18 protein-coding genes are annotated in these 20258 nt (G+C 48.7%); 13 read left to right on the forward strand and 5 right to left on the reverse strand.

Annotation, left to right across the window (positions count from 1 at the left end; all coding sequences use genetic code 11):
* Window positions 1–71: 71 nt before the first annotated feature.
* The 4 genes from AC4QZR_RS06630 to tsaD form a co-directional block, all read right to left on the reverse strand.
* Window positions 72–848, reverse strand: coding sequence for a C40 family peptidase (locus tag AC4QZR_RS06630; RefSeq protein ID WP_494480196.1), 777 nt, complete (start codon window positions 846–848; stop codon window positions 72–74).
* A gap of 194 nt (window positions 849–1042) precedes the next feature.
* Entirely contained in the window at window positions 1043–1516 is a 474-nt protein-coding gene (gene smpB, locus AC4QZR_RS06635) for an SsrA-binding protein SmpB (RefSeq protein ID WP_253403705.1), read from the reverse strand.
* 1 nt (window position 1517) lies between these two features.
* A complete protein-coding gene (locus AC4QZR_RS06640) occupies window positions 1518–1910 on the reverse strand; it encodes a thioesterase family protein (protein ID WP_494480197.1) in 393 nt (130 codons plus the stop codon).
* 187 nt (window positions 1911–2097) lie between these two features.
* Window positions 2098–3105 carry a tRNA (adenosine(37)-N6)-threonylcarbamoyltransferase complex transferase subunit TsaD gene (gene tsaD, locus AC4QZR_RS06645; protein ID WP_494480198.1) on the reverse strand — a complete coding sequence of 336 codons (1008 nt, stop codon included), beginning with the start codon at window positions 3103–3105 and terminating at the stop codon, window positions 2098–2100.
* Window positions 3106–3144: 39 nt separating this feature from the next.
* Between tsaD and AC4QZR_RS06650 the strand changes: the two genes are divergently transcribed.
* The 9 genes from AC4QZR_RS06650 (at window position 3145) to AC4QZR_RS06690 (ending at window position 14586) form a co-directional block, all read left to right on the forward strand.
* On the forward strand, window positions 3145–7677 hold the full coding sequence (locus tag AC4QZR_RS06650; RefSeq protein ID WP_494480199.1) for a translocation/assembly module TamB domain-containing protein: 4533 nt from the start codon (window positions 3145–3147) through the stop codon (window positions 7675–7677).
* A 92-nt stretch (window positions 7678–7769) separates the two neighbouring features.
* Complete coding sequence (locus tag AC4QZR_RS06655; protein ID WP_253403697.1) at window positions 7770–8669, forward strand: cell division protein FtsX; 900 nt, start codon at window positions 7770–7772, stop codon at window positions 8667–8669.
* Window position 8670: 1 nt separating this feature from the next.
* The gene (locus AC4QZR_RS06660; RefSeq protein WP_494480200.1) at window positions 8671–8898 is read left to right on the forward strand and encodes a DUF3098 domain-containing protein; all 228 of its coding nucleotides are present in this window, start codon (window positions 8671–8673) and stop codon (window positions 8896–8898) included.
* Between the two features lie 4 nt (window positions 8899–8902).
* A complete protein-coding gene (locus AC4QZR_RS06665; protein ID WP_494480201.1) occupies window positions 8903–9736 on the forward strand; it encodes an undecaprenyl-diphosphate phosphatase in 834 nt (277 codons plus the stop codon).
* 1 nt (window position 9737) lies between these two features.
* The gene (gene truB, locus AC4QZR_RS06670) at window positions 9738–10433 is read left to right on the forward strand and encodes a tRNA pseudouridine(55) synthase TruB (protein WP_494480202.1); all 696 of its coding nucleotides are present in this window, start codon (window positions 9738–9740) and stop codon (window positions 10431–10433) included.
* The gene (locus AC4QZR_RS06675; protein WP_494480203.1) at window positions 10417–11346 is read left to right on the forward strand and encodes a bifunctional riboflavin kinase/FAD synthetase; all 930 of its coding nucleotides are present in this window, start codon (window positions 10417–10419) and stop codon (window positions 11344–11346) included. Before truB ends, AC4QZR_RS06675 begins: the two co-directional genes overlap by 17 nt.
* Before the next feature lie 164 nt (window positions 11347–11510).
* Entirely contained in the window at window positions 11511–12209 is a 699-nt protein-coding gene (locus AC4QZR_RS06680; protein ID WP_494480204.1) for a CoA transferase subunit A, read from the forward strand.
* A gap of 11 nt (window positions 12210–12220) precedes the next feature.
* Window positions 12221–12877 (forward strand): CoA transferase subunit B, encoded by a 657-nt coding sequence (locus tag AC4QZR_RS06685; RefSeq protein ID WP_253403680.1) that lies wholly within the window; start codon window positions 12221–12223, stop codon window positions 12875–12877.
* A gap of 158 nt (window positions 12878–13035) precedes the next feature.
* Entirely contained in the window at window positions 13036–14586 is a 1551-nt protein-coding gene (locus AC4QZR_RS06690; protein ID WP_253403678.1) for a bifunctional GNAT family N-acetyltransferase/carbon-nitrogen hydrolase family protein, read from the forward strand.
* A gap of 78 nt (window positions 14587–14664) precedes the next feature.
* Here AC4QZR_RS06690 and AC4QZR_RS06695 read toward each other — a convergent pair whose 3' ends face one another.
* Window positions 14665–15618, reverse strand: coding sequence for a chain length determinant protein (locus AC4QZR_RS06695; RefSeq protein WP_253403676.1), 954 nt, complete (start codon window positions 15616–15618; stop codon window positions 14665–14667).
* A gap of 284 nt (window positions 15619–15902) precedes the next feature.
* On the opposite strand from AC4QZR_RS06695, the gene AC4QZR_RS06700 reads away from it, so the two are divergent.
* From AC4QZR_RS06700 to AC4QZR_RS06715, 4 genes are all read left to right on the forward strand, one after another.
* Window positions 15903–17219 (forward strand): flippase, encoded by a 1317-nt coding sequence (locus AC4QZR_RS06700; protein ID WP_494480205.1) that lies wholly within the window; start codon window positions 15903–15905, stop codon window positions 17217–17219.
* A gap of 1 nt (window position 17220) precedes the next feature.
* Window positions 17221–17922: an FkbM family methyltransferase gene (locus AC4QZR_RS06705; RefSeq protein ID WP_253403672.1), complete on the forward strand. Its 702-nt coding sequence runs from the start codon at window positions 17221–17223 to the stop codon at window positions 17920–17922.
* Window positions 17923–18007: 85 nt separating this feature from the next.
* The gene (locus AC4QZR_RS06710; RefSeq protein ID WP_253403670.1) at window positions 18008–18943 is read left to right on the forward strand and encodes a nucleotide-diphospho-sugar transferase; all 936 of its coding nucleotides are present in this window, start codon (window positions 18008–18010) and stop codon (window positions 18941–18943) included.
* 3 nt (window positions 18944–18946) lie between these two features.
* Window positions 18947–20191 (forward strand): glycosyltransferase family 4 protein, encoded by a 1245-nt coding sequence (locus AC4QZR_RS06715; protein WP_494480206.1) that lies wholly within the window; start codon window positions 18947–18949, stop codon window positions 20189–20191.
* The last annotated feature ends 67 nt before the right edge of the window (window positions 20192–20258 follow it).

Below are 20258 nucleotides of genomic sequence, written 5' to 3' on the forward strand. Positions count from 1 at the left end.
AACTAATGCTATAGCTTCTACGAGAATTAACTAACTCGTTATAGCCTATGTTCAAAGAAAAACGCTGAAAATCAGGAAAAAATACGCTTGATGATACGTAGCTTATGGGAATAACGCTTGCGCTCAGCATTGTAAATACCATTATGGTCGAGGGTGTAGATACGGACCTCGCCGTGGGCGTGCATGATCTGCTGCCCCTCCAGCATAAGGCCTACGTGGGTAATACGGCCCTCGTCATTGGCAAAATAGGCCAGATCACCGGGTTGGGTCTGGGTAGCGAAGTGTACCTCATCCCCTACTGCCACCTGCTGACTGGCATCGCGGGGCAATTGGTAGCCGCATAGGCCGTATACCTGCTGCGTAAAGCCCGAACAATCGATCCCGAACATGGACTTGCCACCCCACAGATAAGGCGCTTTCAGGAAGCCCAGGGCCAGTTTTGCGAGCTGGGCTGTCGTAACCGGCACAGCAGGGTTTGTGGCACGGCCACTGTACTGGAAGCTTTGGCCATCGATGCGCATGCTCATACCATCGAAAAATGGCAAATAAGCGCCTATACCTACTGGTATCCGCATATCGGCATTGCTAACCACTTGCACAATGTCGAGCGCCCGCGGGTGCTGCGCCGCCTTCCACTCTTGGTAATAGCCCGTCGACACAGGAACGTACTGCTTGAAATCAATCCAGCCAGTGTAATCGTCCGAAGCTAACCTTACCTGCACCCAGTTGCCCTGCTTGCTGAGTACCTCCAGGCACTCCCCAAAGAGCACCTGCGTTACCATTTCCGCTTTATCAGAAGCCTCAGCGCGCATTGGAACCAGACTGAGCATGCATATTCCGTAGTCCATTCTTTTGATTTTTTGAATGAGTGATGGAGTGATTTGACAAGTGAGTGAATGAGCGAATTAGTGAGTATTGTTTTGAATTTCGAATGAGTGAAAAGCTTGAACTAACATTTGAATGCAGGCGACTTTGGCAACACCTTATCTTCAGAGCTCTCTAAAAATTCACTCCATCACTCATCCACTCAATCGCTAACTCACTAATACCCGCTTCTGTCCAGTTCGCGTTTTATGTCTTTTGCTTTGATGTCTTCTCGCTTGTCGTGCAGCTTCTTACCGCGTGCCAGTGCAACCTCTACTTTAGCAAAACCGCGTTCGCTTATAAACATCCGTGTAGGTATAATCGTTACTCCTTGTTCCTGCACCCCCTTCTCCAGTTTTCGAAGTTCGCTCTTGTTCACCAGGAGTTTCCTTGTGCGCATAGGCTCGTGGTTGTAGTGCGTGCCTTCGGTGTAGGTAGAAATGTGCACGTTGTGCAGGTATAACTCGCCGTTGTGCAGCACGCAATAGCCGTCCTGCAGGTTCACCTGCCCCTCACGGATCGATTTGATCTCGGTGCCTTTGAGCATGATGCCTGCCGTATACTTGTCCAGGAACTGAAACTCAAAAGAAGCCCTTCTGTTCTGGATATTGACGTGCTTCTTGATTCTTTCTTTATCTTTTGCTTTCGTCATGCTATTTTGTTGGAGCCAGCACGCTGGCCAGTTTTTGTTTCTTTAAAATCTTCTGCCCGGTCTCCCCGTCAGCCACCAGCCTATCCCCCACCCGGGCCTCAAAGCTACAAATTACATTATTACCTTCCTGCGATTTCAGCAGAGCAATTATTTCAATAGTATCACCCTCAAATGCCGGACTTTTATGATTGATAGTCAGAAAGGTACCTATACCTTCTTCATCTTCTTCTTTCATCTCCAGCACAAACAAACGCCCAGCCCATTCAGCGGCCTGAGCAAGCGAAAAGGTAGAGCAAACCGCATGCACCAGCCCATCATCAAAACGGGCAAAGTCCGCCGCCGATACCGTTTTGTGGTATACCTTGGTGTCACCGATCTGGAAGGGTTGTTTCATTTTTGATTGAGTGATTTTGTGAATGAGTGATTAAGCGAGTTAGTGAATGAGTGATTTAATGAATTGTTGATGGATGTCCGTGTATGATTATTTGTGCACGATTCTGAAATGTTGCGACCTGTCCACGTCCCAATACCTATATCCTATAAAATCACTCATTCACTCCACCACTCAATCACTAAATAAACTAAAGTTTCATTCTCGGTTCCGGGCTCACGTACTGGTCAGCAAATTCACCTTTAATATACTGGTAATGAGCTGTTATGGCTATCATACCTGCATTATCGGTACAATACTGAAATGCCGGGATGTAGACGTTCCAATCGTACTTTTTGGCGTAGTCCTGCAAGGTCTGTCGCAGGCCTGAATTAGCAGAAACCCCACCGGCAATAGCCACTTCCTTTATACCTAAGTCCTTGGTTGCCTGCACCACTTTCTTCAGGAGGGTCTTAATCAGGGTATACTGCACGCTGGCGCAGATATCAGCCAGATTCTCCTGTACGAAGTTCGGGTTATTTTTCGTTTTATCTTTCAGGAAGTAGAGCACCGAGGTCTTGATACCGCTGAACGAAAAGTCGTAGCCAGGCATGTTGCCTACCGGAAATGGAAAAGCCTTCGGATTGCCCTGTGCCGCCGTTTTGTCGAGCATCGGTCCGCCTGGGTATGGGAGCCCTAGCATTTTGGCCGTTTTATCGAAGGCCTCTCCTACAGCATCATCCGTGGTTTGTCCGATGATCTCCATGTCCAGGTGGTCTTTTACAAGTACGATCTGGGTATGGCCGCCACTCACGGTCAGGCACAGGAATGGGAAGTTGGGTTTTGGATCGTCGATGAAGTGTGCCAGGATATGCGCCTGCATGTGGTTCACGTCGATAAGCGGGATGTTGAGGCCCAACGCAAATGACTTGGCAAAAGAGCTGCCGACCAGCAGCGCGCCCAACAAGCCCGGACCACGGGTAAAAGCTACTGCATTTAAGTCAGTTTTGTTTACATTTGCTGTACTCAAAGCCTGTTGCACCACCGGAATGATGTTCTGTTGGTGCGCTCTCGAAGCAAGCTCTGGCACAACGCCGCCATATTTTTCATGAACGGCCTGAGTAGCAATAACATTCGACAAAACTTTGCCGCCACGTATAACCGCAGCAGACGTTTCGTCGCACGAAGATTCAATCGCTAATATTGTAGGTTCGGTCATCTTTTGGAAAAAGAACAGTCCATAAATCTCTTCAAAGTTATGGGAAAAGCTATTCTAAAAATAGTTTTGGCGGTAATCCTGTTGCTTTTGGTGGCATTTGCGGTAGTTTTTGTGGCCATTCGCTACCCGGGCGTGCAAACCAGGGTCGCTCAGAAGGCGGCCGAGTATATCTCCCGCACCATTGACCATCAGGTCACCATCGGGCGGGTAGATGTTGAGTTTTTCAGCAATGTGATTCTGGAGCAGGTGAAGGTGCTCGACTATCGGGGCAAGGAGCTGTTCTATGTAGGACGTGCCGAAGCCGACGTCAGCCTGTTTTCTATCTTCCAGCCAAACAACCTCGGCATCTCTACCCTGGAACTACAAGAGCCGCGGGCTAACCTGGCAATGTATGAAGGCACCGACTACCTTAACCTGTCCACCTTCCTGAAATCGCTCGGCGACCTGATCACCAAAGACACCACTAAAGCCTCGCAGCCTTTTGAGTTTTCAATTGATGAACTGGTTATTAAGAACGGTGCCTTTACCTACGACGATTTTAACCGTCCCCGCACCGACTACGGCATTGATTACTTTCACCTGGCCATCGACAGCATCTCGGCACGCTTCACGGAGTTTGAGCCCGGTGATACGCTGAAGGTAAGGGTTTCGGATCTGACCGCTCGCGAACGTCCGTCAGGTATACGCCTGCACAACCTCGATGTGCTGATGACCTACGCTTCCACTTATTGGGAATGGGACGAGCTCGACCTGCGGGTGAACGACAGCAATGTGAAGGAGTACATCCGCTTCGACTACAACCGCTTCGGCAACTTCTCCTACTTCATGGACAGCGTGACTGTGACTGGTCGCATCAAGGACTCGCACCTTTACTCCCGAGATATCGCCCTGTTTGCTCCCCCTCTCCGGGACTACGATGAAAATGCCTATATCGCCTCTGCCGAAGTCGAAGGCAACGTGGCGGAGTTCATGGCGTCCAACCTGGACATCAAGTATGGACAGAACACGCACATTGTAGGCACTATGAACGTGGATGGGCTACCCAACTGGGGAGAAACCTTTGCCAACATCCGTCTACAGCCCTCGACTCTGAATGCGGAAGACATCAAACAATTTCTGCCTGCCGATGCCTATGCCATCGCCTCCCGGCTGGGTACCGTGAAAATTGACGGGCGCTTTTTGGGTTTTTACAACGACTTCGTGGCTAACGGTAGTTTTGTCACGGCGCTGGGCAATGTGCAGTCAGATATCAACATGAAGATCAACCGGGCTACCAATACCTCATCTTACCGTGGTCGCCTCAAAACCCAGAACTTCCACATAGGTCGCCTGATTGGTGAGGCCGATGCCATTAAAACAATCACAATGGATGGCCGCGTGGTCGGTTCCGGCTTTACAATGAAGGATGCCCGCCTGCAGATCAATGCCGACATTGCCCAACTCCATGTGCTGGATTATAATTACCGCAATATCCGCACCGATGGCACCTTCAGTCATCAGCGTTACGAAGGCCGCTTTGCCATTAATGATCCGAACCTGGCCTTTACGGCCAACGGAGAGGTGAACCTGGCAAACAACAACCAGGCCTTTAACCTGAGAGCTGACCTAAACAAAGCCGACCTGAAAGCCCTCCGCATTACGGATAAGTCTGTTATCGTGCAGGCGAATGCCGACCTCAACTTCCAGGGCCTCCGACTGGACGACTTCCAAGGCACTGCCTTTTTCGATAGTGCTTCCGTTACCTACGAAGGCCAACGCATCGCGCTGGATACGATCCAGGTGCAGTCGCACATTGGCGAAGGTATACGCAGCCTGACCGTTCGCTCTACTCCCCTGGCTTTACGCGTGAGCGGCGACTTCAACTATTCTGCCCTGATCGACGACCTGAAACAACTGGTACAGGAATACAAACTGAATTTTGAGAGTAATGATGCCACTACGGCAGCTTATTACAGACGGAAGCGCCCGGATGCCCAGCCCGAGTACAGTCTTGACTATGACCTATACCTGAGGCGGGTCAATCCGCTGCTTCAGTTATTTGTGCCGGAGCTCACCATTTCTGACTTCTCTAAGATGGAAGGCTCCTTCCGGCATGGCAACACGGTCATCCTGACTTCCTATGCGCGAGTGGACACGATATTATATGACGATGTCACACTCTACCAAAATGACATAGAACTTAGCACTTCCAAGCTGCAGAATAGTCCGGATGTACTGGCCAGTGCCCAGTTCACCTCTGACAAGCAGCTATTGCCCTCTGTTGGGGAAACAGAACGGTTGCTGCTGGAAGCCATCTGGAGCGAGCGCACCATCGGGTTTTATACCAACCTGCTGCAGCCAGCCTATAATAACCAGGCGACCGTGGTAGGCGATGTGAATTTCCTGCAGGACCGTTTGCAAGTTGTATTTGGCAGATCGAACATCACGCTCCGCGAAACCCCCTGGGCCTTCCAGCCTGGGAGTATGATTTACATCAGCGAAAACGGAAAGCGGCTGGATTTTGAAGAACTGATACTTTCTAACCAGAACCAGATCATACGGGTAGACGGGGCTGTCGGGCGTGACCCGGGCAGCACGCTGGTAGCCAGCATCAAGAACTTCGACCTGCGCAACTTCAATCCGCTCATGCCGGAGCAGATCCGGGGCACGCTTAATGCCGAGCTCACAGCCCAGGACATTTATAACAATGCCATCCTGAATGCAGGTATGCGGGTAGACTCTTTTTACCTGGACGATGTGCTGATCGGTGACATACAGGGCAAAGGAGATTGGATCAACGCCCAGCAGCAAATGGTGGTGGATGTAGACATTGACCGTAATAATAAGAAGGTGCTGACACTTACCGGCAACTACTACCCCCGCGCCGAAGAAGAACAGTTGGATATGTTAGCCGTGCTGGACGAGACCCAGCTCAAGATCGTGGAGCCGATCCTCAAACCGATCATGTCAGAGATGGAAGGCACCATGGAAGGGCGCATCCGGGTGCTGGGTAGGCTGTCGGCGCCGGTGCTGACCGGTTCGGTAATGGTGACCGGCGGGCAGTTCCGCTTCGATTACCTTGGCACTACCTACCGCTTCTCCGACCGCGTATACTTTGGAGCCAACAGCATCAGCTTCCGCAATGCGCAGCTGCGTGACCTCTACGGTAATGTGGGCTACGTGACCGGCGGCATCGCCCACGATGGTTTCCAGAACATGGTGCTCGACCTGAACGCCCGCTTCCGGAACCTGATGATCCTAAACACAACCTACGAGCAGAACGAGCTCTATTATGGCACCGCCTTCGGTACCGGTATCGCTACTGTACTGGGTCCAGTAGACAACCTCAAAATAGACGTGAATGCCCGGAGCAATGCCAACACGCGCATTGTAGTGCCGCTTGACAACCAGACTGACCTGGCCCGTAAAGATTTCATCCGCTTCGTGAACCGCAACATAAGCGACTCAACCGGTGTAGCCGTGGCTGTAGAAGAACAAAAGGTAGATTTGTCCGGCATCAACATGAACTTTGACCTCGACGTGACCGACGACGCTTATTTTGAGATCATTATCGACCGGCAAACTGGTGACGTGATCCGGGGTTCAGGCAGCGGGCAGATTCAAATGACTATTGATACCCGGGGTGAGTTTAACATGTTTGGCAACTTCGTGATCGCCAACGGCGCCTATAACCTCAACCTGCTGGAGGGCGTGGTGTCACGCGAATTCCGGGTAACACCGGGCGGTACGCTCTCCTGGAACGGCGACCCGCTCGACGGGGTCATGGACATCCGGGCCACCTACGTTCAAAACACCCGAATAGACAACCTGGTGCAAAACGGCGATCAAGCAGCCAACATACAGGGTAGCTATCCGGTAACAGCCATCGTTGACCTGAAAGGCCCCATTTTGACGCCGGACATACGACTGAACCTTGATTTCGAAAACCTGCCTGCCAATGCAAGATTGGCCCTTGAGCCGATCCTGCTAGGTATAAGGAACGATGAAAATGAACTGAACAGGCAGGTATTCAGCCTGCTGGTGCTCCGCAGGCTGGCTCCGCCCGGCACTTTCTTCGGTGAGAACCCGGGGGCGGCGGCAGTGGGTGGCAGCTTGGGCAGTTTACTCACCGGCCAGCTGAGCGGCTTCCTGAACTCTATTGACAGCAACCTGGAAATAGACATCGGCTTGGGGGACATCAGCCAGGATGACCTCTCTGCCCTGCAGCTGAGGCTGAGCTACTCTTTCTTCCAGGGTCGTCTGCGTGTCAGCAGCCAGACAGGTCTCGGGTCTAACACGACACCACAAGCCGGGCAGGCAGGTGGCACCTACCGCAACGCCTATCAGGGCAGTTGGTCTGTCGAGTACTATATTACAAAGAGCGGCGAATTGCGCGGGCGTCTGGAGTACAACACTTTGCCGACCAACTATGGGCGTATTACCAACACACAGCGGCTCAGTTTGCTGCACACCAAGCACTTCGATAATCTGCGGGAGCTCTTTGGCCGAGACCGGGAAAGGCGCCGCGAACGCCGTCAGGAGCAGCAGAAAGTCCCTATCATCCTCGACTCTGACCCACGCATGAACCTGTAAAGCCCGGAACACCAGCCGGGCTTTTTGCATTAGCTGGTCAGAAGCTCCTCATATTTAAATAATATTTCTATTTTTGCACGGAAGCGTATCGTATGGCAACAACTACAACCAGGACAGTTAAGAAGAAGAAGCTCGGTAATTACCCGCATGCCATGGTGGTGTTCTCCATCTCCCTGGCCTTGTTTGTGATCGGCTTGTTCGGCACGCTGCTTATTCATGCCGGCAAGCTGTCGGATATCGTGAAGGAAAGCATCGAGATGCAGGTATACCTGGATCGCAACCTAACGCAGGTACAGCTCGACCGCTTGCAGAAAACCCTGGCCGCGAAAGAATATGTCGCTTACAAGGGCGATACGGCCCAGGTACGGTTCCTCTCAAAAGAAGAGGGCGCCAAGGCCTTCTTGGAAGAAACAGGTGAGGATTTTACCGCATTTCTGGGAGACAACCCGCTGCGTGACACCTATGTGCTCCGGATCAACGCCGAGAGTTCCAGCTCAGCCCAGCTTAAAGGTATAAAAAACGACATCGAAGGGATTGAGGGGGTGTATGAGGTGCAGTATGTCGAAAGTCTGATCGAATCAATCAACAGTAATATCCAGAAAATCAGCATCCTACTGCTTGGCTTTGCAGGTATACTGGTGCTGGTGGTGATCATCCTGATCAACAATACCATCAAACTGGCGTTATACTCACAGCGTTTCCTGATCCGGAGTATGCAATTGGTGGGCGCCACCTCATTCTTTATACAGCGTCCTTTCCTTAACCGCGCAGCTTTTCAAGGCATCATCAGTGGTATAATTGCCTCTGTCCTGTTATTTGCACTGATGCAGTACGCCTACCGCGAGATAACGGAGCTGAGCCTGCTCAAAGACGAAGAGCAGCTGTACATGCTCATGATTGCACTGATTGTGCTGGGTGCCGTAATCGGTTTCCTGAGTTCTTACCGCGCTGTACGCAAGTACCTGCGCCTTTCACTTGACGAACTATATTAATATGGAAAATAAGAGCAAGCTTGCCTTTGGCAAAAAAAACTACATTCTGATGCTGGTTGGCATTGTTGTGCTGGCCGTTGGTTTTATCATCATGACGCTCGATAAGGAACAGTACGGACTAGGCTTTCTGGGAATTACGCTGGGCCCCATTGTAGTAATGGCCGGCTTTGTGATCGAGCTGTTTGCGATCATGGTAAAAGATAGAACACACGAAAAAACAGAAGATTAGTTAGATGAGTGAATGGCAGGCTATTATTTTAGCCATAGTTGAAGGACTTACCGAATTTTTACCTGTATCCTCTACAGGGCACATGATCATCGCTTCGGCCCTGATGGGCATCAACGAGCTATCGATCACTAAAATATTTGCTGTGAACATACAGTTCGGAGCTATCCTGTCGGTGGTAGTGCTGTATTGGAAGCGCTTTATCAACAGTTTTGCGTTTTACCAGAAGCTGCTCCTGGCATTTATACCTGCGGCTGTCATCGGCTTTCTGCTCAACGATGTGATCGACGCCATGCTGGGAAGCGTGCTCATCACGGCCGTCATGCTGGTAGCGGGCGGTGTGGTGCTGCTCTTCGTGGACAAGTGGTTTGCCCATGCCCAGGAAAACAATATCACTTACAAGAATGCCTTAGTCATTGGCTTCTTCCAATGCATCGCCATGATTCCGGGGGTGTCTCGTTCGGCGGCTTCTATTATCGGTGGCCTGACGCAGGGCGTTAACCGCAAAGCAGCCGCTGAGTTCTCCTTTTTTCTGGCAGTGCCCACCATGCTGGCCGCGGCTGGCTATAAGCTGGTCAAAGACCTGTTGAAGCTGGAAATATCAGACATCGTCACCTTCGACCTCGTAAAAATTAGGAACAGCTTCGACGTGATCACGGGCGATGACCTTAGACTGTTGCTTATTGGCAATGTAGTCGCCTTTATTGTGGCGATGATCGCGATCAGGTTCTTCATCAACTTCCTGACCAAGTATGGCTTCAAGATGTTTGGCTACTATCGTATAGCACTAGGTATAGCGTTGCTGGCGCTGCTGGCCATGGGTGTTGACTTAAGAGTATAACATGAATTACAACTTCGAAGCAGGCGAAATCCTGTTACTTGACAAACCACTTACCTGGACCTCGTTTGATGTGGTGAAGAAAGTGCGCAACACCCTTCGCGTAAAAAAGATCGGCCACGCCGGCACCCTCGACCCTCTGGCTTCGGGCTTGCTGATCCTGTGCACCGGCAAATTCACCAAGCGCATTGACGAGATACAGGCGCAGGAAAAAGAGTATACCGGCACTATCACGCTCGGCCAGACAACGCCTTCCTACGACCTGGAAACGCCGGTAAGCGAAAGCAAAGACATCAGCCACCTTACCCCAGCCGATATACAGGCAGCTGCTGATAGCTTTGTAGGCACCATTGAGCAGATCCCTCCTATTTACTCGGCAGTGATGATAGACGGCAAGCGCGCCTACGACCTGGCCCGAAAAGGCAAGGAGGCTGAAATGAAACCGCGCACCGTTACGATTAAAGCATTTGAGATCACGAACATAGAAGGTGCAGTTATCTCCTTTAAAGTGATCTGCAGCAAAGGCACCTACATCCGTAGCCTGGCGCATGACCTGGGACAGAAGCTGGGTGTGGGCGCACACCTCTCGGCGCTCGTGCGTACCCGTATCGGCGAGTATAAGCTGGAAGATGCCCTTACCATAGAAGACATACAGCAGATCAGAAGAGCCCAACTCGAAGCGAATGGAAGTAATTCGTGATATAGCTGAATTTCCTAAACTGAGTTTCCCGGTGGTGACCAGCGGCACTTTTGATGGTGTGCATGTGGGCCATCAGAAAATCCTGCAGCGGGTGAAGGAACGCGCCCGCCAGACCGACGGTCAGAGTGTGGTCATCACCTACTGGCCGCATCCGCGCCTGGTGCTCTTCCCAGAGGACAACGACCTCAGGTTGCTTTCCACCATTGAGGAGCGCGTGGAGCAGTTACGTAGCTTCGGCATCGATTACCTGCTGATCATCCCGTTCACCAAAGCATTTTCCCGCCTGAGCTCCCGCACTTTTATAGAAGACGTGCTGGTGAAAGCGATCCATACCAAAGTCCTCGTTATCGGCTACGATCACCGTTTCGGCAAGAACCGCGAGGGCAGCTTTGAGCACCTGAAAGCCCGTTCCGCGCAATATGGTTTTGAGGTGGAAGAGATTCCGCGTCAGGATGTGGACGACATTGGCGTGAGCTCCACCAAAATCCGCAAGGCAATCGAATCAGGAGACATACCGACTGCCAACCGCTACCTGGGCCATACCTATACCCTAACCTCTACTGTGGAGGAAGGTAATAAGCTTGGCCGCACCATCGGTTTCCCGACCGCCAACCTCGCCCTACCTACGCCGCACAAGCTTATACCTGCCCATGGCGTATATGCCGTTTGGGTCAGGCACGAAGGCCAGCGCCTGCCGGGCATGATGAACATTGGCGTTCGTCCGACTGTGGACGGTTCACACCTTACCCTGGAAGTGCACCTAATCAATTTTGACGGTAATCTTTATGGCCAAACCCTAACTGTTGAGTTTGTAAAAATGCTGCGCCAGGAACAGAAGTTCGACGGTCTGGATGCTCTGAAGGCACAGTTGGCGAGAGATAAGGAAGCTAGTCTGCGTACGTTAGCCCCATAAGGTATTTCACCTTATATAAATCCTATTTCACCTAAAAAACGAAAAGCCATACGTTGTATATGGCTTTTTTTCTATCTATATTACCTATTCTATAGAATCAATCGTTTAACAGCTGCCTATGCAGGTATAGCTATACCTGGCAGGGCGTAAGCACATTATAAACTATGATAAATAAAACTGTAAAGAACGTACAGGAAGCCCTGCAGGGCGTACAGGATGGCATGACCTTCATGCTGGGAGGCTTTGGCTTGTGCGGCATCCCTGAGAACGCCATACACGAACTGTTGCGCCTGGGCGTGAAAGACATAACCTGTATCTCTAATAACGCCGGAGTAGATGATTATGGCATTGGGCTGCTCTTGCAAAAGCGACAGGTCAAAAAGATGATTGCCAGTTACGTGGGCGAGAATGCCGAGTTTGAGCGTCAGTTATTGAGTGGAGAACTGGATGTTGAGCTGATTCCGCAAGGTACGCTGGCAGAGCGCATCCGTGCCGGTGGTGCCGGTATACCTGCTTTCTTTACCCCTGCCGGCTACGGCACCGAGGTAGGCGAAGGCAAAGAGAGCCGTGAGTTCAATGGCAAAATGTATTTGATGGAGCAATGGCTAAAGGCTGACTTCTCGTTTGTGAAGGCCTGGAAAGGCGATACAGCCGGTAACCTGGTCTACAAAGGCACGGCCCGCAACTTCAACCCGATGATGGCAGCAGCCGGCAAAATAACGGTGGCAGAGGTCGAGGAATTGGTGCCTGCCGGCGAACTGGATCCGAACATGATCCATACGCCCGGTATTTACGTGCAGCGCATTTTCCAGGGCGAGAAGTACGAGAAGCGTATTGAACAGCGCACAGTTAGAACTGCTTAAATCACAGCAACATGGGACTTGATAAAAATCAAATAGCGAAACGAATCGCAAAAGAAGTAAAGAACGGGATGTACGTGAACCTGGGCATCGGTATACCTACGCTGGTGGCCAACTACATTCCGGAGGGCGTGGAAGTGGTGTTGCAGTCAGAGAACGGGCTGCTGGGCATGGGCCCCTTCCCTACCGAAGACAAAGTGGACGCCGACCTGATCAACGCTGGCAAGCAGACCATCACAACGCTTCCTGGCTCCTCCATCTTCAGCTCTGCCGAGAGTTTTGGCATGATCCGGGGGGAGCACGTGGACCTAACCATCCTGGGCGCCATGGAGGTGTCAGAACAGGGCGATATTGCTAATTGGAAGATACCGGGCAAGATGGTGAAAGGTATGGGCGGCGCCATGGACCTGGTGGCCTCTGCTAAAAACATCATTGTAGCGATGCAGCATACCGCCCGCGACGGCTCGTCAAAACTGCTGAAGGAATGCACCCTGCCGATCACGGGCGTGAAGTGCATCAAGAAAATTGTAACTGACCTGGCAGTGCTCGAAGTAACCGAAGATGGCTTCAAACTGCTGGAGCGCGCGCCTGGTGTGACAGTAGAAGAAATTCAAAAGGCAACCGAAGGACGCCTGATCGTGGAAGGAGACATTCCGGAAGTGCAGCTCTAAGAAAGCTATACTTATCCTATTGAAAGCGCAGTGTCAAAGCTGCGCTTTTTCTTTTTAAATTTGCCTCAGGTCGGTAAATCCCGATTTCAATTAAAATATCATATCAAAACGATACTTGCTTCACGTATACCTGAGGCAAGCAACCCCAATCCTGAAACATGAGTGAAAAAATAGAAGCGAACTCTGAGCACCGGCTATTATTGCGCCAGCTGGAGCTTAAAGATTACAAAGAAGTAAAAGAGATCATGGACCTGGTGTACTCGAACATCGATGGCGCCTGGACCCGCAAAGAGTTTTCCAACCTCCTCAAAAAATTCCCAGAGGGGCAGATCTGTATAGAAGACAAAGGCAAGGTTGTGGCCGTGGCCCTCAGCCTGATTGTAGACTACAGCGTGTATGGCGATAAGCACACCTACGACCAGATCATCGACAAAGGCACTTTCAAGTCGCATGACCCTGAGGGCGAGACCCTGTACGGCATCGACGTGTTCGTGCACCCGGATTACCGCAACATGCGCCTGGGCCGCCGCCTCTACGACGCACGTAAGGAAATCTGCGAGAATCTGAACCTGCGTGGCATCATAGCCGGTGGCCGTATACCTGGCTACAAGGACTACGCCGACAAACTGACGCCGGCCAAGTATATCGAGATGGTGCGAAATAAGGAACTCTCAGACCCGGTGCTGTCTTTTCAGCTCAGCAACGATTTCCACGTACGCAAGATCCTCAAAGGCTACCTGCCGGACGACACCGAGTCGCGCGCCTATGCTACCCTGTTGGAATGGATCAATGTGTATTATGAAGAAAAGGAAAAGCTCTTGGGCGGCAAGAAGACCATCGTCCGCATCGGTATTGTGCAGTGGCAGATGCGGGCCGTCAAAGACATTGACGACTTTATGCAACAGGTGGAGTTCTTTGTGGACACCGTCAGCTCCTACAAGTCCGACATGGTGGTTTTCCCCGAGTTCTTCAACGCGCCGCTGATGGCACTTACCAACGAGGAGTCACCATCGGAAGCTATCCGAAGTATGGCTGAGTACACGGATGAGATCCGGGAGCGCATGATCCACATGGCCCTCTCCTACAACATCAACATCATTGCGGGCAGCATGCCGGAGTACTACGACAACAAGCTCTACAACGTGAGCTACCTCTGTCGCCGCGATGGCACCTACGACAAGCAGTACAAGCTACACGTCACACCAGACGAGTCGCATTACTGGGGTATGCGCGGTGGTCACAAACTCAAGATATTTGACACGGATATCGGCAAGATCGGCATTTTAATCTGCTACGATGTTGAGTTTCCAGAGCTGGCCCGCATGCTCTCTGACATGGACATGAAGATCCTGTTTGTGCCTTTCTGGACTGACACCAAGAACGCCTACCTCCGGGTTCGACTCTGCGCCCAAGCCCGTGCCATCGAGAATGAGTGCTATGTGGCTATTACAGGTAGCGTAGGCAACCTACCCAAAGTGGAGAATATGGACATCCAGTACTCGCAATCAGCTGTTTTCTCACCTTCCGACTTTGCCTTCCCGCACGACGCCGTGGTAGCCGAAGCTACTCCGAACACCGAGATGACCCTGATCGCCGACCTAGACCTGGACCTGCTCAAGGACCTGAATACAGCCGGTAGTGTAAGAAACTTGAAAGACCGCCGTAAGGATCTTTATAATCTGAGCTGGGTTTTAAGGCAGGAAGAGTAATAGTATACTGTTAAAGCAGAATTCCCGCTTCTCCTAAAGAAGCGGGAATTCTGCTTTAAAACAATAAGTTAGTTAGCATTAAGCAGTTGCCTGCTTTTTGGCTTCCCGATTCAGTGCCACTATACAACCAATTACAAATGCAATCAAGGCTCCGATAGCAATGTAGCTAAGCAGATTTGGTCCTGTAGGACGTAATCTCGGTACAAATCCTGTTACAATTTCGACATTGTCGAGCTTTTCCAAATCGGCCTCCAATTTTACCTGCTCTTTGTACATCGTAATACTCTCTCGGTATAAATTGGTCGGGTCGATTGGCTGTCCATACACAAATCCATTCACCGGGCCTCTAGGCTCACTGACATTCGTTTTCATGCTGTCGATAGAAGATATTTCACCCTTCAGTTTAGACACCATATTCTCTACCTGGCGCTGCTTTATTCTCTTCTGCCTAGCAAAATACCGGTTGTTCTCCAGGTAATTGGTGAAAGCAGGCTCCATGGTTTCAAAAAGAGTCCTGTCGTATAAGGACAGTTCAATTCGGAAAGGAGAACCGGTCAGTACGCTATCCTCCTGAATCCTATCCTGGTCCAGATTTGAGAAACTCATCTTTTTGATTTGGCGGGCAGCCTCAGTGTTAATGTCCAGCCTCTCAGCTACTGCTTCGTAGTTCTCTTCTGCTACCATCAAAGACAACTTATTTAGCTGATCTTCAATAAATTCGTTTCGGATGTTAGCCAGCATCAGCGTCATGGAAGAGGTATAGTAAGCTTTGGTGATTAGAGTCAATCCGTACCCGATTCCGCTTCCTAACAATATGAAAATCAGAAGTAATCCTATATTATTTTTCGCAGCCCTAGCAGTAAACGCAATGCCTCTGGAGACTTTATTGAAAAATCTTCTTATTAAATCAAATAAAACAATCAGATCTACCTCATCGTTTGCCTTGGGCATTTGCTCACGCTCTTTGAATTGTTGCATACCATCAAAATTTGCCAAATATACCGCTAAAATTTCAGATGCAATATTTACCATATTAAAAGGTAAATATTTTTAATAGCTTTGCATTTATTACAATTAGAAGTGTGACATCACGACTTCAGAAACATTAATGGGACTAATCTAAATTGCTATTTGTGCCTCAGGAGCTTACTTAAAAACAGCTGTCTTCGAAGATTAGTAGATTCCGCGCTGTACTGAACAACAAGCATTAGTAGACATCTGATTTACTCTAACTTGACATATTGAAAACATAATTTTGCTAAGGCCCATACCACATTACTCTTATGTTAGATGATGTAAATAGGCCGAGGTGCCTGATGACTACCATTGTACATAAATTTTTAAGACTGGGCTCCAGCAAAATAGCTACGAACATCCTCTGGCTACTTTTTGATAAGGGACTAAGAATAGGTTCTGGACTTATTATCGGAATTTGGATAGCAAGGCATTTGGGGCCCGACCAATTTGGTAAACTGAATTATGGGCAAGCTTTTATCGCCATATTCTCCGCTTTTGTAAGCCTCGGCCTTGACACTACGCTGGTAAGAGAGATTGTCAGAGGAGAATATGAGAAAAGCAAGCTCCTTGGTACCGGCTTTTTACTTAGACTTTTTGGTGCAGTCATCGCGCTTATCATCGTTATTGCTGCAGCGTTCGGATTAGAATATGCTCAAGACCAGCAATCTTTTGGGATAATACTGATTCTTGGATTTGGCCTGATTTTTCAATCCGTGGATGTGGTAGACCTGTATTTGCAGGCCCATCTGAGATCAAAAATTTCGGTAATACTCAAGAACACAGCGCTACTTCTATCTTCATTATTTAAAGTATACCTCCTTCTTAATGATTATCCGGTAAGCTATTTTGCGCTGGCCATTTTATTAGATCTGGGACTAGCCGCCATGTTTTTACTAGGCTACTCTTATAAAAGTTTAGCAGTCAGGTTAAGCTCATGGCAGTGGGATGCTACTATTGCTAAATCGCTAATGCAGTCGAGTTGGCCTCTCATTATTTCAGCTTTAACCGTAATAGCCTACATGAGGGTTGACCAGCTCATGATAAAGAATATGTTAGGCTCTGCTTCTGTCGGTAATTACTCAGCAGCTGTCCGTATCACTGAGCTTTTCTCTATTTTGCCGGTAGTCATTACCAATTCTGTTTTTCCCTCCTTAGTAAGTGCATACAAAGACACATTGCTGTATCACAAAAAGTTAGTGAAGCTCTACAGCATTTTGATTTACAGTAGTATTATCCTGGCAATCGTGACGACTTTTCTCAGCCCTTTGATAATTTCTTTGTTATATGGGCAGCAGTACCAGGAGGCAACACCGGTTCTGACTATCCATGTCTGGTCTACTATCTTTATTTTCCTGGGCGTGGCAAGTAGTCAGCAACTGGTGATAGAGGGTCAGACGAAAGTAACGCTTTATAGAACCGTGCTCGGCCTTACATCAAACATCATTTTGAATGTAATTCTAATACCAGGTTATGGCATTAATGGAGCAGCCATAGCTACATTGATCTCTTATGCAATTTCTTCTTTTTTAAGTAATTTTATTTTCAGAAGCACACGATCCATAAACTTACTATACCTTAAAGGTATACTTCCTCCCAGGGAAATAAACAATATTTAATATGTATCAGAGAGTTAAGCGTTACATAAACAAAGTCATTGATTTAAGATATGGAAGAGTATCTTATTCTCAGGAAGGGGAAGATCTGTTGCTTGACAGGATATTTGAGTATGCTCCCACTGGCTTTTTTGTTGATGTGGGCGCTCATCATCCCAAACGGTTCTCTAACACATACATATTCTATAAAAAAGGCTGGCGGGGTATTAACATAGATGCAATGCCTGATAGCATGAAGCTCTTTCGTGAAACCCGTCCTCATGACATCAATTTAGAGCTCGGCATCTCTAAAACAAAGCAAACATTAACATACTACATGTTTGATGAGCCTGCTCTTAATGGCTTCGACAAAAAACTCTCTGAGGAACGGGACAATAAGACCAGCTATAAGATTATAGACAAAAAAGATGTACAGACTCTCCCGCTTGGCGAGTTGCTTGACACTTACATTCCCCCGGGAGTGGAAATATCATTTATGTCCATAGACGTTGAGGGCTTAGACCTTGAGGTGCTGGAATCAAACGATTGGGTGAAATACAGACCTGCTGTTGTTCTGATTGAAATTCTCCATTCAACGATGGAGGATATCTTTGAATCGCCTGTCCATATGTTCCTCACCGAAAAGAATTATGGGATCTACTGTAAGACACCTAATACCTTGTTGTATAAAAACAAGCAGCTGGACAGGAGAGAAAACACGAAATAGAGATTAACATTTGCATATTATTCTTAGCGCTAAAAGACGCTTCTTAACATAAATACACAGGCTATTTTGCGCTACTCATTTTAAGATGGAAAGTACCCAAAACCCTATTGTTGGCAATTCACTGCATACCGCAGTTCTGTTCATTGTCTTTAACCGACTCGAAACCACCCGGAAAGTCTTTGAATCTATACGTCAGTCAAGACCGCCCAGGCTATACCTGGCTTCGGATGGCCCCAGAGAAAATGTAGCTGGCGAACTTGAGAAGGTGCAGGCAGTAAGAACATTTATTACAGACAATGTTGATTGGGACTGTGAGGTAAAAACCCTATTCCGACTCACAAACCTTGGATGTGGAAGAGCCGTAAGTGGCGCAATTTCCTGGTTTTTTGAACACGAAGAATGCGGCATTATCCTGGAAGATGATTGTTTACCAAGCCAGAGCTTCTTTAGGTATGCAGAGGAAGCTTTGATTAAATACAAAGACCACGAAAACATATATGGTATAACCGGGGATTACCGGGCTCCTGTAAGTCAGGCTATTGCCGACAAAGCATCTTTGGTCAGTTTTCCTTTGATCTGGGGATGGGCAACCTGGAGGCGTGTCTGGGAAAAGTACGATAGACAGATGAAAAACTGGACGGGCAATATTGATGATGTCCCTGCGCTGCGAGATGCACCTGAAGATACTAGAAGATACTTTCAGCGATCCTTTCATAAAACAGCCATTGGAGAAATAAACACATGGGATTACCAACTTTCTTTTCAAATGTTGATGAATAATGCCAAATTCATTTCTCCTAACACCAATATGGTGTCCAATATAGGTTTTGGGGAAGACTCAACTCACTTAGTAGCCGTTGATCCAACACATAGTGCTATACCTGCCCATGAAGTAGAAGTTGACTTGAGTGAATTTGTTGACAATGGGTATGACCAGTGGCTTTATACTCATGCTTTTAACCGCAAGTCTGCCACAACGCGGGCTTTCAACAAATTGCGCAGGCTTGTATTGGGGATGTAGCGGATGAGGGTAGTGCATGTAAATACATCTGAAACGCAAGGGGGTGCCGCACGTGCTGCATCCAGAATTCACAAGGCCCTATTGCAAACAGGAATAGACAGCCATATGCTCGTGCAGTCAAAAGAAACTGATGACTGCACTGTAATGGGGCCTGGTACGTCTATGCAAAAGGCGGCAGCTATTATCAGACCTTTTTTGGACAAGTTGCCAAAGCTCTTCTATACAAACGGTCCAAAAGCCCACTTTTCGGCTGCCTGGGTTCCTATGAGCGGCATAGCTAACAGAATTAATGCGCTGAAGCCTGATATCGTGCATCTGCATTGGATAGGCGAGGGCATGATGAGCATCGAAGAAATCGCACGGATCAAGTCTCCTATAATCTGGACGTTGCATGACAGCTGGGCATTTACAGGTGGTTGTCACGTAAGGCTTAGCTGCGAAAGGTATTTGGATGGCTGCGGTAGCTGCCCTGTTCTAGGTTCTAGGCGGCAACGCGACTTAAGCAGTATCGTTTTTAACCGCAAGAAAAGAACCTATTCCAAAATTAAGAACTTTTCCATCACCGCACCTAGTAAATGGCTGGCAGAATCTGCTGCAGCAAGTAAGTTACTCGGCGAAAGAAAAGTCGTTCCTATACCTATACCTCTCGACACCCGCTCCTTCTCGCCTGTTGCTAAGTCGGTAGCAAGAAACATATTAAACCTACCGGAAAAGAAACAGTTCATACTATTCGGCGCAAAAAACGCATTGGGCGACCAGAATAAGGGCTTCACCCTTTTATTAGATAGCCTGAACAGAATTCAAACTGAAGATGTAGAGCTATTGATCATCGGTAGCAACAAGCCAGCTATACCTTTCGAAACAGGTATAGAAACTCACTACTTGGGTACGATACACGACAACATCGCATTACAAATAATATACAGCGCGGCCGATGTTACGGTTGTCCCGAGTTATCAGGAGGCTTTTGGTCAAGCTGCAACCGAATCCATGAGCTGCGGTACCCCTGTTGTCGCGTTCGGAACTACGGGGCTTCTCGATATTGTTGATCATAAAGCCAATGGGTATCTTGCTGAGCCATACAGCACCGCTGATTTGGCAAAAGGAATTGACTGGGTGCTTTCAAATAAAAACAATGAGACCACCGGCCGTGCTGCACGAGAGAAAGCGGTGAGCGCTTTTGATGTAAGTGTAGTAATCCAGGCTTATTTAGAACAGTATAAAAAAGCTTTAGGCATTGGTTCATAATAGGTTACGAAACTTGCTTATATATTTACCAAAGGAGTTTATTGGCAATTCTAACGTACCTTTCATT

The organism is Pontibacter sp. YIM B11418 (assembly GCF_059278805.1).